The following is a 13,300-nucleotide window of genomic DNA, read 5'->3' as shown; positions in this document are numbered from 1 at the left end:
CAAGCTCAATAATCTTTTGATTAATTGTAAGCGTAGAAATTATACATTTTTTTCAGGTTATGATTGCTAAATCATCTCAATTTAATCTAAGCATAGCGTTAGTAACGCAAAATCGCCCAGAGAGTTTAAAACGCTGTTTAAAAAGCTGGCGCTCACAAACTATATCCCCTTTTGAAATTGTAGTTTCAGATGATTCGGATGAAGCTTATACAGCACAAATCCAAGCAATAGCCAAGCAGTTTTACTGTTTTTATACGCGAGGGCCTCGTCGAGGGTTATACGCCAATCGTAATCATGCAAGCTTGACTTGTCGCGGTACCCATATTCTCTCAGGAGATGACGATCACACTCATCCTCAAGATTATGTGGAAAAGATTTTAGAAGTTATCGTAACTGACCCCCAACGAGTATGGATTTTCCCCGAACGCAAACCCGGTCAGTCGATTGACACTCCGCTTCTTTGTCCACCTGAACTACACCGCAGTGGCTGTGGTTGTTTGCCTAAAGATCCATCAGATTGTGCCGCGATTGCAGATGGTTCTTCAGTTTATCCACGACAGATTTTTGACCAAGGTTTACGATATGACGAAACTTACCCGTTTGGCCCAATGTGGTATCTTTGGGGGAAAGTCCTCCGCAAGTACGGGTGGCGAATATCCTTCTCGGATGCTACTTTTATTTGGCATCATAGACAATTTGAACAGAGATACCTCGATACCAAACATCTTGAGAGTTTCTGGGAATGTACTACCTATGTTCAGTTTGCTCGTGCTTGGTGGGTTGAACCTTCCCTACAGAACATGATATGGTCAATTCTTTATTTGTTGCGACGAATAATTTTTACATCTACTATGTTGGGATACACCGTCAAAACTCGCATTAAATTAGCCAATGCCATAAATTTGCTTAAATTTGCTTGGAGATCTAAAGAAAAATATGTATTAAAGGAAGTTTCGCCACCGGGACAATGCTGTAAGGAGAAAAATCCTTACCCTTTCTGATTTTTGCCTAGCTCAAATGAAAAATATTGATGTCCGGCTACTTAGCATAAACTACAAGAACATTCTAAAACCGCACAAATTACCCAAACTTTTTATAATTACCTAGTTTTATCCCCTTGACTACGCAGCATCGGGTCAGTTAATTGAAAAACTCGCAACTCAATTTGCACATCTTGGCCATGTCAGTGCAAATTTTTACCACTAAGCCATAGAGAATTTCAACTTGAGTGATGGTTGTAGTAAAAAGATTCGTTATGGGTTGTGCTGCTACCCATTGGCGAACCACTAACGAGCCTCTGGGGTGCATTAATTCAGATACTACATTGGTATCAAGTACAATCATTATAAATCTTCAAAATTAGGTGGTTCGCGTAAAGGTTCTCTAGGGATAGTCGGAAGTTCAAAATCACCAAAATGAGCAAAACGTCTCTCGATAGCTAAGGCTAAGTTTGAGGGTTCGATAATGTTTTCTGTCAAAACAGCGCGGAGGATTTCTTTGGCTTCTTCTTCGAGAGAACGCCCGTAATATTCTGCTCGCTTTTGCAGGCGATTTTTCAGGTTATCATCAAAGTTTTTAAGCGTGATATTGTTCATACTAGATTTAATTGCTAAAGCTACATTTTTTTGAAGCTTAATATCAGATTAACATGGTGTTACTATTGTAGTTGCGATAGATTTCAACACCGCGCACGCCGACTACTGAGTAATGTGGAGCGCTCGCGCTAGAATATCCCGAAAGCCTAATCTACCATAATTCCTACTATACTTAATGCCACTGTCACCGACACCGGAAAAATTACCTTTCATTAGGAGAAACTCCAATGGCAACCAACACCTCTTTAGAAGAGCGAATAGCAGCAGTAGAAGCAGCAATTACCGAATTGCAGAAACAAGTGGCAAATACTCAACCGACAAATTGGCTACAACAAATTACAGGGTCTTTCAAAGATGAACCAGCTTTTGAGGAAGTACTAGCATTAGGACGAGCAATTCGCCAAGGAGATGAGTCTGTACTAGAAGCGCAAGATGAGCTATGAAATATTTATTGGACACAGACCATCTGAGTATTCTTCAACGTCAAACTGGGAAGGATTATAGCAACCTTTCGACACGCATGGCTCAATACCCACTATCAGATTTTGCGGTGTCAATTGTCACCTTTCACGAACAAATGCTTGGCTGTCACGCCTATATTAATCGCGAGCGTACCCTAAATGATGTAGTGAAAGGATATGAGATGATGGCGCGGCTGGTTAATGACTTTAAAGTGTTACCCATCCTACCATTTGATGCGGGTGCTGCTACAACATTTGAGCAATTAAAAACTCAGCGGATTCAACTGGCAAAGATGGATGCAAGAATTGCGGCAATTGCGCTATCTCGTGGATTGATTCTGTTAACTCGCAATCATCGAGATTTCGGGAAAGTGGCAGGGTTGGCAATCGAAGATTGGACAATTTGAGGCATCAAAAATATCTTTTGGAGTAAGGTTAGCATGGTGTTATTGCTTCAGTTACGATCGCTTTTACTGCCGCGCACACTGACTGCTGAGTAATGTAGATCGATCGCGCCGTCCCACTCTCCAGGTCAAAATAAGTAGCAAACCGTTTGAGATTCCCCGATGTCATCCGGTACAGGTAATCCACCGCCTCAGCCGCCACCCGGACATTCACGCTCTCGCTCTGCAAGTTCAGCACCGCCATCTCAGCACAAGATAGGTTATTTGTCAACTCTTCTGGCTTCGGCTTCAAAAGGTCGGGAGCTTGCAACATTGGAGATGGCAACCTCGCACATCCCAACCCCCCAAAATTATAGAACTCCGGGTCAGTTTCCAAAGAACTACCGAGCAAAATTTGTCCGGCTGCGGCATGATTTCCGCAATCCAAATACCAGATGCGGGGGATTTCGGAACGGCTGTAGTATTGGTTGAACTCTAGAGCCTGGTTAATAGCCGCTCTCCCGGCTGCCGTATCCACGCACCCCACCAGGATAGTCAGCTTGTCGTAGGCGTAGCGAATCAACTTGGGGTCAAATTCCTGCACGAAAGCCGTCGCGTCCACTCCCCAAGCGATAGAGTATCGCAATGCTAGAGCCTGCGCCTTGGGTAGTCCGATTTCCTTGTCGCAGAAAGCCTGCCTGCTGATGTTGGCTTCTTCAACTATATCGGGATCTGCGATCGCCAATTGCACCTTCTTACCCAACTTACCCAAACTCCGTGCCAGCCGTGCAATATGGTACGATAGCCAAGAACCAGTTCCTCCCGCCCCAACTAGCCAAAAGTCGATCGAATCGGCTTGTTTGATAATTAAAGACGAAGCTTGTAAATAATCATAATTGAACATCAGGTAAATCTCCAATAGGGTCATCAAACAAACATGGCGCAACAGAACTGGAATAGAATTTAGAAACCAAATTGTCTTTTGTCACATCTACAATGAAACTCGGCAATTCAAAAATCCAGTCTGCCGGAACGTGCCAAAACTGCCGATAAACTCCCACTCGACAAATAATTTGGGCGCTCGATTCAGTTACTTTTCCTAAAATTGCAAAAACGCGAAAACCCCCTTCATCCGCATCATCAGCACCAGAAAAGAATGCACCCATTCGATTGTGGGAATGTACTTCTACAGTGGCATTAATGTAAGAGGAATCTAAACCATATTCAATCGCTCTACATTTACCAGAACTTTGCATCTGCTCTGGAATTATTAACTGCCATTGTTCTAGAAAGTGACGAACGTGGAAAACAATTTCTAACGGTGGTTCTGCTAGCGCCGCAATGCAACTTTCCTTCCACATTTGGATAAGTATTTGTTGAGGAATTCGTCCGGGAGTTAATCGCACAAAAGGTTCAATCCGTTCTAATCCTCTAATTGAAGCAGTAAAAAGTTGCACCGGAATTATTACCTCTAATCCCGGTCTAACTGCTCTCACAAAGATGCCATTACTGCCAATCAAATACTCGAACATACTGCTAGAGTGAAACGGCAGATTTTCTCCGGCTTTGACGAACTTATAATCGACCAATTCTTGGTGGTAAATCATCACTTATGACTGCAACTAATTTAGCAATTGTTTGGTTGGTACTAATTAAATCTTTAACTGGGTAAGATGAATGTTTAACCACTTTTTTTATCTGCCTCCGCACATCATTCGGTTGCGTCTTAGATTTGCTATCACTCAAATGTCCGTTAAAGGGACTAGAAATGAACAATTCCCAAGCAGTTGTAATCGTATTGGGCGAAGCAACAGGCGGTTTATTGTCTCCCCAACAAATACGTCCACAAGATGGATAAGAATGCAAATAAACATTAGGCAAAGGAACGTGAAAAGCTTCGGCTTCTGGGTCAAATTTCGTACCTTTAATTGCCCAAATCCAGTAATCAGATTTCAGTCCCAAAAACACCATTCCTGGTAAAGGAATTAAGTGCTTAGATTCCAACAAATTTATTTCGTGTTTTTGAGGCGGTATGAATTTAATTGTCCATTCCCCGACACTACCAGTTCCCCAACGTACTATTCCCGATTCAGGGTTTATCCAACCCGAATCAATCGGTGTATTTGCAAAAGCTGCTCTAAGAGTAGTTGGAGACAAACATTTGTACTTGGAACTATCCCCAGATTGATAATGAAAAATGTAAGTACCGCCTTCAATAAAGAGAAGTTCAGCTTGAATAACCGACAATTTTCGAGGGGCAATTTCCAGTAACTCCCGAATTATTTCAGCTGCAATGTCAGATTCCATAATGCTAAGATGTGCGAAAAATTGGTGTGCGGGTCAGATTCAAGCCAATCAATTAATTCGTCAGCTTTATCTAGTAATTGAGTAGCTTTTTTCCAATCAGTTGTTAGAGAATTAATTGCTTCAATCGTCCAAGGTCTTGACTCAAAATTACGACTCCAGTAACTTTCGTAATAAACAACTTGGTCTAACCAAATATTACCTGTTTCTAAGTCAAGAATTGCTAAAGCTATAGGTAAAGCGTTGATGGGAGATGCAGCACGAACAGCTAATCTTTTGAGAAGTTTGAAATCAGCTTGTTCGGGAGGTGCAATATCTTTAAAACTATATCCAAAAGTACCTTCATACCAAGATTCTCCATCATCACCTGCTACCGATTCCAACCACCATCGACCGGAGTGAGAAAGTGGAAGTAATATCTGCCATCCACTACGCAATGAATCAATTCCTTCTTCATGGTCTTGCCAATCTACACCTTGGGGGGAGACAGGAATTTGATATAGGCGTTCCTCATAAGCACCCTCTACAATCATGTCATCAATGGGAAATAAATGTTCGCTAACTAGCGAAATAAACTCCAACTCTTTTGGACTGTGATTTCCATCTTCCGAGTAGAGTTCAGATTGGCTTTTTTCCCATTCCAAAGGAAACAATTCTTGGTAAAGACTGAGTAACTGATAGGTGTTGAGATGCGCTAACAAATAATCGGTTGCTGATTTAAAATCAGTGATTGGTTGACATTGTTGTAAGATTTTCAGAGCCGATTTAGCATTCCAAATTGCAGCCATATCAAAACCCCATTGGAACTGCAATAGCTACAGAACGACTATTAAATAATCGTTCCTTAGTTTGCTCAACTGCTTTTACATCATCTGTTCCTTGTGCAATAGCTAATTCAATAACTTTTATCATTTTTTTCATAGTCGCACTATCGAGTTCTCCCGCAACTTCTAGACGTTGCAGTTTGCGACACATAGATAGTGCTGGATTAACTTCTTCTGGCGCATTGATGAGGAATTCTAAAGGAGTAATTGTCATAATTTTATCGCTCCTTTAGAACCGTTACGTTTGGCTATTGTAATCAATTCTCCTGGTTTTCTAATGATGTCGGCGTTAGCACAATCTGGGTAATAAGTTGTTAACAGTTTACGTAGTTCGTTATCGTTATTTGCGATGTCCTCATCCACAGAATGTTGTTGTCCTTCAAAGGAAATTAGCACTTTCTTTTTTCCAGTCATTCTCTATCTCCCAAAGTGTGATTATTCAAATTCCAAATAATGTTAGTTGCGTTCCAGTAGATTTTGACTCAGTAGAAGTTGTAGCAGTAGTGGTGTTACTTGCTTCGTTTCTCGGTTTATTTCTCTTTTGACTACGAGTATTAGCAATCTGTCGCCGCACTTGGCGATTGGGAAAATCTGCGACTAGTTCTTCAAGCAATTCTTTTAGAGGAGATGGTAGTTCTTCCAAAGACGATTCTCTAATTTGTTCGCTAACTGGAAAGTCACCGTGACTACTTGCTGAAATGATAACAATTCGACCATCAGGATGACCGTCATCTGGTTTAAATGTTAGATGCAGTTCAACGGTACATTTATCGAAGATATACGGTTCTTCTTGTTGTTCGGATTGTAAATTGCTAGATTCTTCAATGTTGGAAAAAGTATTTTCATCATCTATTGAGTCGGAATCACTTGCAGAAGTTGGTAATTCAGTAACGGTTGTTTTTTTAGTTTTAACTGGCGAGAGTAGAGCTAAATAAGGTTTTTTTGCTTGCCAACGAGTGCGGTCAAATAGGAGTCCAACTTTTTGAAATCTCTCTTCTATTGTTTCTTGATTTTCTGCTTTAAGAGTATAGTCAATTAATTCCTCACTCGTTACTGATAAATTAGCATTTGTTACGATTTCTTCTGGTGTAAACCATTTCATTTGTGCTATATTGTTTAATAGCTTGTCATAGCTCTTATGGGCGTTAGCCCCCATTATTACTGTTAATTCAACTTATTTTTGTTCAAAGCTCAACTGATTAGTAGAAGTGGGTCATCCTTGTATGCTTCTAGTTCCAAGTAATCGGTCATTGCTTCAGCTACAGCGGCTCTGATAGAACCAAGGATGACGAATAATTGCCCATCTTTTATGGGGAACGATATATCGAGGCGATTGTCTCCATACTCAATTAAAATGACAAGTTTCCCTCGATAAATCCGGTAGGTAATCGTGTCAAATGTTGAAATATCAAACGAATGATTGTTTTGTTTGTTCATGGATAAAATTGTACTAAATTAATTCAAAAAATATGGCTAGCAGATAGCCATATAAAAGCTATCTGCTGTTAGCGAAACCTCCTATAGTTTTATCAAGATTTACTACTAGTAGCTCGTGCTTTCACTTTCTTCTTAGAACTATCAACACTTTTAGCGATCGCCTTTTCTTTTCGACCAGTACTTTGTTTTATAGTTGAGTAGTTCTCCTGAGTATTTGATGCAGTTTGACGCTGAGAAATTACCTCAGTAGCAGCAGTCAGATTTGATGGTACTATTCGGTATTCAACTCTAAGTTTACGTTCAATTCGAGTACCATCAACGGGAATGCCACGTTTCCAATCAGCTACAATTTTGCGTTTGTTTGGTGTAACAACTAACTTTTCTGTGCGGTATTCAACTGGCAAATCACAAGGGTTAATTAACACTTCACAACTTGGCGGATTTTCCTTGAGTTGAATGTGACGCGAACGCCCTATAATCTCTGTAGAAATTACTCCTTTTGAGTGAAACTCTAGCAAAGTTTTATCTAAATTGTTGCGCCACCGTTCTAGTTTTTCAATTGCCTGATTATGCAGTTTTACTAAATGTTCTAAACGTGCTTTAACGGCACAAATTTCCGCATCTAGTTGGTCTGCAAGTTCCGCTTGTGTGTCAGCAGCAATTTCTTGGTCTGTTTGATTTTCCCAGATTTTCTTCAGGATAGCCTCTTCTTCTTCGGGAGTTTCAGCCGTTTCTAATTGACTCCATAATTGAACGGCTTGAATCGAATATCTGGCTAACGAATCTTTGGCTAAATACATTATTCACCATCTTCCACAAGAATGAAAATAGTCATCGAAAGTTTCAATTCGATTGAGGATATCTAGCGTTCCTGGCGTAGGCTCTTCTAAACTTTCGAGGTTAATTTCCTCATCGTTTCCGTCCCAAATTAGTTCTAGGGAGTTTAAATCGAAGTTATCTACTTCAACGGGCGGATTTGTGGTATCGTCAGTTTCAGATTTTGGTTGGGACATGGCTAATTCAATGTTTTCCATTTCTTGTTGAAGCCCTTAATTTTTCAACTTTTTTCAATGCCGAAACTTGTTGTTTAGGAACTGGTAATTCTTCGGAAAGGTCATCTTCGTCATCAACATCTTCGTCATCAACAAAAGTATCGTTGTCTTCATCTAAGTCGTTTGTTTCACTTTCGTCTGACGAGGTAGTAATAATGTCATAACCTAGTTCTAGGATGAGCGACTTTACTACAGTTTCTATCTGTTGTGTAGATAAATTTGGGGTGGTTCTTTTGAGTTCTTGCTGTTTCGTTAGCATCCACACTTCTAGGATTTCTTCTGGTGTGGCAGTTTTCAAGGTTGCTTTGATTTTCCTAATCAGTTTATCCCGCGTGGATTTGAGACGGTCTGCGGTACTTTTTTGGGTATTATTAGACTGATTTGTTGGCATAAGTAGTAGCTTACGAATTTATTATTTTCACCCAAATTATTGGGCGTTAGCCCATTGATGATTTGATGAAATCGGCAATTAGTTAGAGAGGTTAGTAATTCTTTTAGATGATGGGTTATAGCTACCTTTTTTGTAGTTTAGCAATTGGTAATTATGTTTGATTTAAATTATGAATTCCATACGAGGATTTTATCCGGTTATACTTATCCCTGATTCAATTAGTCAATTCTGTATAAATAATCCAATACCAGTTGTGGAAGAAAACGCTACTCCTACAATAAAACAGCCTTTCCCTCCGCGCACTCCAGTTTTTTATCATTCCCGTTACTATTTTGTAATTCAGCTTTGGATATTCAGTGTTGTAATATTAATATTAATTAACTGGCTATTTGCTATGAATGTTATAGCTTTTTGGTCATCAATAGTATGTGCTTCAATTAGTGCAGTAGCAGCTTTTTCTTATCTGCGTTTTGTGGATTTTCAACGGCAGAATCGCTATCACCAACGACTGGCTGAATATCAACAACAATTAGCTAAATACGAAAATTATCAATTGCATCGTGTGCAGTCAAAAAGTAAGGAAAATGAACAATATAATTCTCTGTTACAGAAGCGTTCTAAGTTGCTTAAGAAATTGTTGAGAGAGATTGTTCAAGCGCCAGCAAGCCAGGGAAAAATAGAAGTACAACAAGGAGTAAGTGAAAAGCAGTTTTTTGTTTATTTATGCCGTTATTTTTCTGATTTATGTGATTTCTGTATGGGTGGTGAGTTTGCTGTTCCTGGTAAATCTTTTTCTTACACTGCTGATTTTATTTTGGTTCATCGAGCAACAGGTTTAGCTATAGATATTGAGATTGATGAACCTTATGATGGAAAAACAGGGAAACCTCATCATTGTGTGGATAGGAATAAAGATAATCAACGAAATCGGTTTTTCCTAGAAAGAAATTGGGTAGTGATTCGGTTTTCTGAATTGCAAGTTGTTAAATACCCTGATGCTTGTTGTAAAGTTATTGCTAAAGTCGTCTTTCAAATTACGGGTGATTATAGAAGTTTAGTTAAACTACAAAATGTTAAAGAATTACTGCCTCACAAACAATGGAAAGTTAAGGAAGCTGTTTATATGTCAAAAACTAAATTTCGTAACTCTTATTTGAGAAGACGCTTACCAAATTGAATATCTGGCGGTTGAGTTGGAGTCGCCCAGAAAACACCATTGGTAATTACTTGAAGAACTTCCGGTTGATGATAGGTGGGAAATGCTTGATCGCCAGGACGAAAGTAGAAAATTTTGCCTTTTCCCCGGTGGAAACAGCAACCACTACGAAACACTTCTCCACCCTCAAACCAACTGATGAATACTAAGGCATCAGGGTGGGGAATATCAAAAAATTCGCCGTACATTTCTTCAGAGGGAATTTCAAAGCATTCGTTCAATCCACTGGCGATCGGATGTGCTGGATCGACTACCCAAATGCGCTCTTTTTCTCCTGTGGCGCGGTATTTGAGATTGCAAGATGTACCCATCAATCGCTTAAAAATTTTGGAGAAATGACTAGAATGAAGTGCAATTAGTCCCATCCCAGACAGAATACGCTGATGAATTTTATCTACAATGTCATCTCGTACTTTGTCATGTGCGATGTGTCCCCACCAAATCAGCACATCTGTCCGTTCTAACACATCATTAGTTAAGCCATGTTCTGGCTGGTCTAATGTCGCTGTCTGCACCGAAATTCCTACAGATTGGAGATGTTGAGCGATCGCTCCATGAATACCATCGGGGTAAGTTTTGGCAACTTCGGAGTTAATTTGTTCGTGTTGATATTCATTCCAGACTGTGACAACAGGGGTAGAAGACATAGCCATTTCTCCAAGTACTTCTGAGCATTAAACTGTAAATATAGTAGATGGCAATTAAACAATTGTTTCATCTACCAAGGCTCAGAAATAGATTTCAGTACATAATCAGTAATAACAACATTACATGAATTTTCAATGAAGTAAATGATGAATCCCGATTCAATTACTGGAACGATTTCGTTAACCGTGTTGCCACAGGCTAATGGACAATATGCCTGCCAGTTATCAACAGATTTGAGCGACTGTCCTACTTCAGATATCCGTTGCTATGGTCAAACCAAGGAACATACAATTGCGATCGCATTAGAACAGTTAGCCAATTGTTATCGTCAGCTTGCTGAAGAACGTCAGAATCGAGATTGGGATGCAGTGGAACGAACACAGTCTGGAGAGCCAATTGTCAAACACTATCATGTAATTTTGCATTACGAACGCATTGCTGAAGCTGCTTCAAAATTTGAGGCTATGCAACACACAATTATGGGGAATACAGTGGTTGAGAACGCAAAAATTACTCTAGTGGAAATTGGGGCAGATTTGCCGATCGAGCCACTAACTTAATCTGAAATACTACCTTAATAGAATTTGTTAATTGAGAGCACAATTCCAACTGCTCAGTCCCCGTCTTTTGAGTTCTGCAACCATCAAAGGATGTTGCTCTAAATTCGGGTTAGTTTTGACGATCGCTACTGCCATAGAACGGGCTAAATTCAGCAAATCCTCATCATCCAGTATATTCGCTAGAGCAAATTCGGAAATTCCCGACTGCCGATAGCCCATCACAACACCAGGCCCACGCAGCCGCAAATCCATCTCGGAAATAAAGAACCCATCAGTTGACTTTTCTAACACCTCAAGACGTGCCTTAGCTTCTGCTGTTTTACTGGTATTGAGCAGCAGACAATAGGAACGGTGGGAACCTCGACCGACGCGACCTCTTAACTGATGCAGTTGAGCCAAGCCAAAGCGATCGGCATGGTCGATGAAAATGACTGTAGCATTCGGAACATCTACGCCCACTTCAACTACTGTAGTGGAAACGAGTATTTGGGTTTTATTGTCACGGAAGGAGTTGAGGGCTTCATCTTTCTCGGCTGATGTCATTCGACCGTGCAGCAAGTCTACGTTAAATTCGGGGAAGATTTCTGTTGATAATCGCTCGTATTCAACTACTGCTGCTCTTAAATCTAGCTTGTCTGATTCTTCGACCAGGGGAAGGATGATGTACGCCTGACGACCTTGGAGTACTTGATGGCGGATAAAATCATAAGCTGGAGCGCCTTGATTAATGACTTTGGTATGAATCTTTTGTCGCCCCGGTGGTAGCTCGTCAATTTGGCTGACATCCAAATCGCCGTGTAATGTCAGTGCTAAAGTACGGGGGATGGGAGTCGCGGTCATCGTCAGTACGTGAGGTCTGTTCCCCTTGTTGAGTAAATTTTGCCGCTGCTGCACCCCGAATCTATGCTGTTCGTCAATAACTACCAAACCGAGTTGATGGAAGTTAACCTTCTCTTGTAGCAGCGCGTGAGTTCCGACCAACACAGACAGTTCGCCCGTCTCCAGTTGAGCGTGGATTTCTCGGCGTTTGACAGTTCTGGTAGAACCTGTCAGCAATTGGACAGAAACGCCAAGTGGTTCAAACCAAGTGGCAATTTTCCTGTAATGTTGTTGTGCTAGCACTTCTGTAGGAGCCATGATTGCTGCTTGGTAGCCGGACTGAATAGCAGCCAGAACCGCAACGACTGCAACAACCGTTTTACCAGAACCGACATCCCCTTGTACCAAACGGTTCATCGGGGTTTTGGAAGTCATGTCGTTGAGAATATCGTTGATAACTCGATGTTGAGCCGAGGTAAGCGAGAAGGGAAGTTGAGAATAAAACTGTTCTAGTAGTGAGCCAACAAGAGCGATGTTTGTAACAGCCTCACTTGCCAAAAGTTGATGGCGACGCAAGAGAAACGATAGCTGAAGATAGAAAAATTCATCAAATACTAGACGACGGCGGGCAGCTTCTAGTTGGGGTGAGGTTTGAGGTTGGTGGATAAAAGCGATCGCTTCCGGTAATTCCATCAAACCATGTTTTCGTCTGAGATCCTGTGGCAAGGGGTCAATGAGTAACTCAAGAAGTTCCAAAGCTGAGGATACTGCATCTTGAACGACTTCGTTGCTCACTCCTTTTGTTAATGGATAAATTGGGATAATTGAGTTTTTTGTGTTTCTGGCTTCATCCAAATCAATTAACCGAATTTCAGGGGAAGTTAAAACCATTCCGTAATAGCGATCTTCCTTGACTACACCAGATACAGCAACAATGCTTCCATGAAGGTACAGCGAAATTTGCTCGTTTTTCCACTTTTGTGTTTGGTAATAAGGATGATTGAAGAAACGTTTGCAAGGTATTCTCCCAGTTTTATCATTAACAATAATTTTCTGAATTGTTAGTCGGGAATTTTTAGGTGGACTGATAATTTCGTGTTTCTTGATTTTGCCTACTATGGTGACAGAATCGCCTATTTGTAAACTCGATATTTTGACTCGTTGATACTTGATATAGTCGCGGGGGAAGTAAAGCAGCAGGTCGAGAATTGTAATAATGCCAAGTTGTTCGAGCAGTCGGCAATTGTTTCTGCTTAAACCCGGTAGCTGATGAATGGGTGAATGCAGGTTCATGAGATTTAATAATCAGTAGTGAAAGCATTCGTTGGGCTGCGGTAGCAGCGAGAAAATAAAAAATAGTTTGTGTTTTTATTCAATAATTAATCAAGCGATTAGTGAGCCGAAAATCGCTTTCATTAATGCAATATCAGAATTTATTTGTTAGTCCAAGCTCAAGCCAGAACTGCTATTTTGTGATCGGCCTGTAAACCAAGTGACTGATTTCTAAGGAGACGAAAGCAGCATCGTATGTTAAGTCTTTTTGCAAAATACTGGTTTAGGTTTTACAAATTGTAAAAATGTAGCGCAGTAATGCAGCGAAACCTAGTAAA

At 40.6% G+C, this 13,300-nt stretch carries 20 protein-coding genes; 6 read left to right on the top strand and 14 right to left on the bottom strand.

Features of this window, described 5'->3' with window-relative positions; translation table 11 throughout:
* The first annotated feature begins 59 nt into the window (after positions 1–59).
* Positions 60–1,001, top strand: a complete 942-nt coding sequence (locus tag ACE1CC_RS27630; protein WP_413273646.1) for a glycosyltransferase family 2 protein — start codon at positions 60–62, stop codon at positions 999–1,001.
* A gap of 342 nt (positions 1,002–1,343) precedes the next feature.
* Here ACE1CC_RS27630 and ACE1CC_RS27625 read toward each other — a convergent pair whose 3' ends face one another.
* Entirely contained in the window at positions 1,344–1,595 is a 252-nt protein-coding gene (locus ACE1CC_RS27625; protein WP_413273645.1) for a FitA-like ribbon-helix-helix domain-containing protein, read from the bottom strand.
* Positions 1,596–1,822: 227 nt separating this feature from the next.
* Between ACE1CC_RS27625 and ACE1CC_RS27620 the strand changes: the two genes are divergently transcribed.
* Positions 1,823–2,038 carry a hypothetical protein gene (locus ACE1CC_RS27620; protein WP_413273644.1) on the top strand — a complete coding sequence of 72 codons (216 nt, stop codon included), beginning with the start codon at positions 1,823–1,825 and terminating at the stop codon, positions 2,036–2,038.
* Positions 2,035–2,463 carry a type II toxin-antitoxin system VapC family toxin gene (locus ACE1CC_RS27615; RefSeq protein ID WP_413273643.1) on the top strand — a complete coding sequence of 143 codons (429 nt, stop codon included), beginning with the start codon at positions 2,035–2,037 and terminating at the stop codon, positions 2,461–2,463. Before ACE1CC_RS27620 ends, ACE1CC_RS27615 begins: the two co-directional genes overlap by 4 nt.
* 28 nt (positions 2,464–2,491) lie before the next feature.
* Here ACE1CC_RS27615 and ACE1CC_RS27610 read toward each other — a convergent pair whose 3' ends face one another.
* Positions 2,492–3,223, bottom strand: coding sequence for a ThiF family adenylyltransferase (locus ACE1CC_RS27610; RefSeq protein WP_413273705.1), 732 nt, complete (start codon positions 3,221–3,223; stop codon positions 2,492–2,494).
* Between ACE1CC_RS27610 and ACE1CC_RS27605 the strand changes: the two genes are divergently transcribed.
* Positions 3,144–3,329, top strand: a complete 186-nt coding sequence (locus tag ACE1CC_RS27605) for a hypothetical protein (protein ID WP_413273708.1) — start codon at positions 3,144–3,146, stop codon at positions 3,327–3,329. The genes ACE1CC_RS27610 and ACE1CC_RS27605 overlap by 80 nt on opposite strands.
* On the opposite strand, the gene ACE1CC_RS27600 is transcribed toward ACE1CC_RS27605, so the two are convergent.
* The 10 genes from ACE1CC_RS27600 to ACE1CC_RS27555 all read right to left on the bottom strand — a co-directional run bounded on the left by ACE1CC_RS27600 (position 3,330) and on the right by ACE1CC_RS27555 (position 8,447).
* Positions 3,330–4,046 carry a hypothetical protein gene (locus ACE1CC_RS27600; RefSeq protein WP_413273642.1) on the bottom strand — a complete coding sequence of 239 codons (717 nt, stop codon included), beginning with the start codon at positions 4,044–4,046 and terminating at the stop codon, positions 3,330–3,332.
* Positions 4,015–4,746 carry a hypothetical protein gene (locus ACE1CC_RS27595; RefSeq protein ID WP_413273641.1) on the bottom strand — a complete coding sequence of 244 codons (732 nt, stop codon included), beginning with the start codon at positions 4,744–4,746 and terminating at the stop codon, positions 4,015–4,017. Before ACE1CC_RS27595 ends, ACE1CC_RS27600 begins: the two co-directional genes overlap by 32 nt.
* Entirely contained in the window at positions 4,719–5,531 is an 813-nt protein-coding gene (locus ACE1CC_RS27590; protein WP_413273640.1) for a hypothetical protein, read from the bottom strand. The genes ACE1CC_RS27595 and ACE1CC_RS27590 overlap by 28 nt, the downstream gene beginning before the upstream one ends.
* 1 nt (position 5,532) lies before the next feature.
* Positions 5,533–5,781, bottom strand: a complete 249-nt coding sequence (locus tag ACE1CC_RS27585) for a hypothetical protein (protein ID WP_413273639.1) — start codon at positions 5,779–5,781, stop codon at positions 5,533–5,535.
* Positions 5,778–5,981 carry a hypothetical protein gene (locus ACE1CC_RS27580; RefSeq protein WP_413273638.1) on the bottom strand — a complete coding sequence of 68 codons (204 nt, stop codon included), beginning with the start codon at positions 5,979–5,981 and terminating at the stop codon, positions 5,778–5,780. Before ACE1CC_RS27580 ends, ACE1CC_RS27585 begins: the two co-directional genes overlap by 4 nt.
* A 25-nt stretch (positions 5,982–6,006) precedes the next feature.
* The gene (locus ACE1CC_RS27575; RefSeq protein WP_413273637.1) at positions 6,007–6,669 is read right to left on the bottom strand and encodes a hypothetical protein; all 663 of its coding nucleotides are present in this window, start codon (positions 6,667–6,669) and stop codon (positions 6,007–6,009) included.
* An 89-nt stretch (positions 6,670–6,758) separates the two neighbouring features.
* Entirely contained in the window at positions 6,759–7,004 is a 246-nt protein-coding gene (locus ACE1CC_RS27570) for a hypothetical protein (protein ID WP_413273636.1), read from the bottom strand.
* A gap of 92 nt (positions 7,005–7,096) precedes the next feature.
* Positions 7,097–7,804 (bottom strand): siphovirus Gp157 family protein, encoded by a 708-nt coding sequence (locus ACE1CC_RS27565; protein WP_413273635.1) that lies wholly within the window; start codon positions 7,802–7,804, stop codon positions 7,097–7,099.
* A gap of 3 nt (positions 7,805–7,807) precedes the next feature.
* Positions 7,808–8,017, bottom strand: a complete 210-nt coding sequence (locus tag ACE1CC_RS27560; RefSeq protein ID WP_413273634.1) for a hypothetical protein — start codon at positions 8,015–8,017, stop codon at positions 7,808–7,810.
* A gap of 7 nt (positions 8,018–8,024) precedes the next feature.
* A complete protein-coding gene (locus tag ACE1CC_RS27555) occupies positions 8,025–8,447 on the bottom strand; it encodes a hypothetical protein (protein WP_413273633.1) in 423 nt (140 codons plus the stop codon).
* Between the two features lie 169 nt (positions 8,448–8,616).
* On the opposite strand from ACE1CC_RS27555, the gene ACE1CC_RS27550 reads away from it, so the two are divergent.
* Entirely contained in the window at positions 8,617–9,624 is a 1,008-nt protein-coding gene (locus ACE1CC_RS27550; protein WP_413273632.1) for a hypothetical protein, read from the top strand.
* Here the strand turns inward: ACE1CC_RS27550 and ACE1CC_RS27545 are convergent.
* The gene (locus ACE1CC_RS27545) at positions 9,597–10,310 is read right to left on the bottom strand and encodes a ThuA domain-containing protein (RefSeq protein ID WP_413273631.1); all 714 of its coding nucleotides are present in this window, start codon (positions 10,308–10,310) and stop codon (positions 9,597–9,599) included. The genes ACE1CC_RS27550 and ACE1CC_RS27545 overlap by 28 nt on opposite strands.
* A 144-nt stretch (positions 10,311–10,454) precedes the next feature.
* Between ACE1CC_RS27545 and ACE1CC_RS27540 the strand changes: the two genes are divergently transcribed.
* The gene (locus tag ACE1CC_RS27540; RefSeq protein ID WP_413273630.1) at positions 10,455–10,871 is read left to right on the top strand and encodes a hypothetical protein; all 417 of its coding nucleotides are present in this window, start codon (positions 10,455–10,457) and stop codon (positions 10,869–10,871) included.
* Positions 10,872–10,898: 27 nt separating this feature from the next.
* On the opposite strand, the gene recG is transcribed toward ACE1CC_RS27540, so the two are convergent.
* Positions 10,899–12,983, bottom strand: coding sequence for an ATP-dependent DNA helicase RecG (gene recG, locus ACE1CC_RS27535; protein ID WP_413273629.1), 2,085 nt, complete (start codon positions 12,981–12,983; stop codon positions 10,899–10,901).
* Positions 12,984–13,300: the final 317 nt, after the last annotated feature.

The sequence above is a fragment of the Floridaenema aerugineum BLCC-F46 genome, from assembly GCF_041929345.1.
GTDB classification, from domain to species: Bacteria; Cyanobacteriota; Cyanobacteriia; order Cyanobacteriales; family Aerosakkonemataceae; genus Floridanema; species Floridanema aerugineum.
This window is presented reverse-complemented; position numbering and strand designations above follow the sequence as displayed.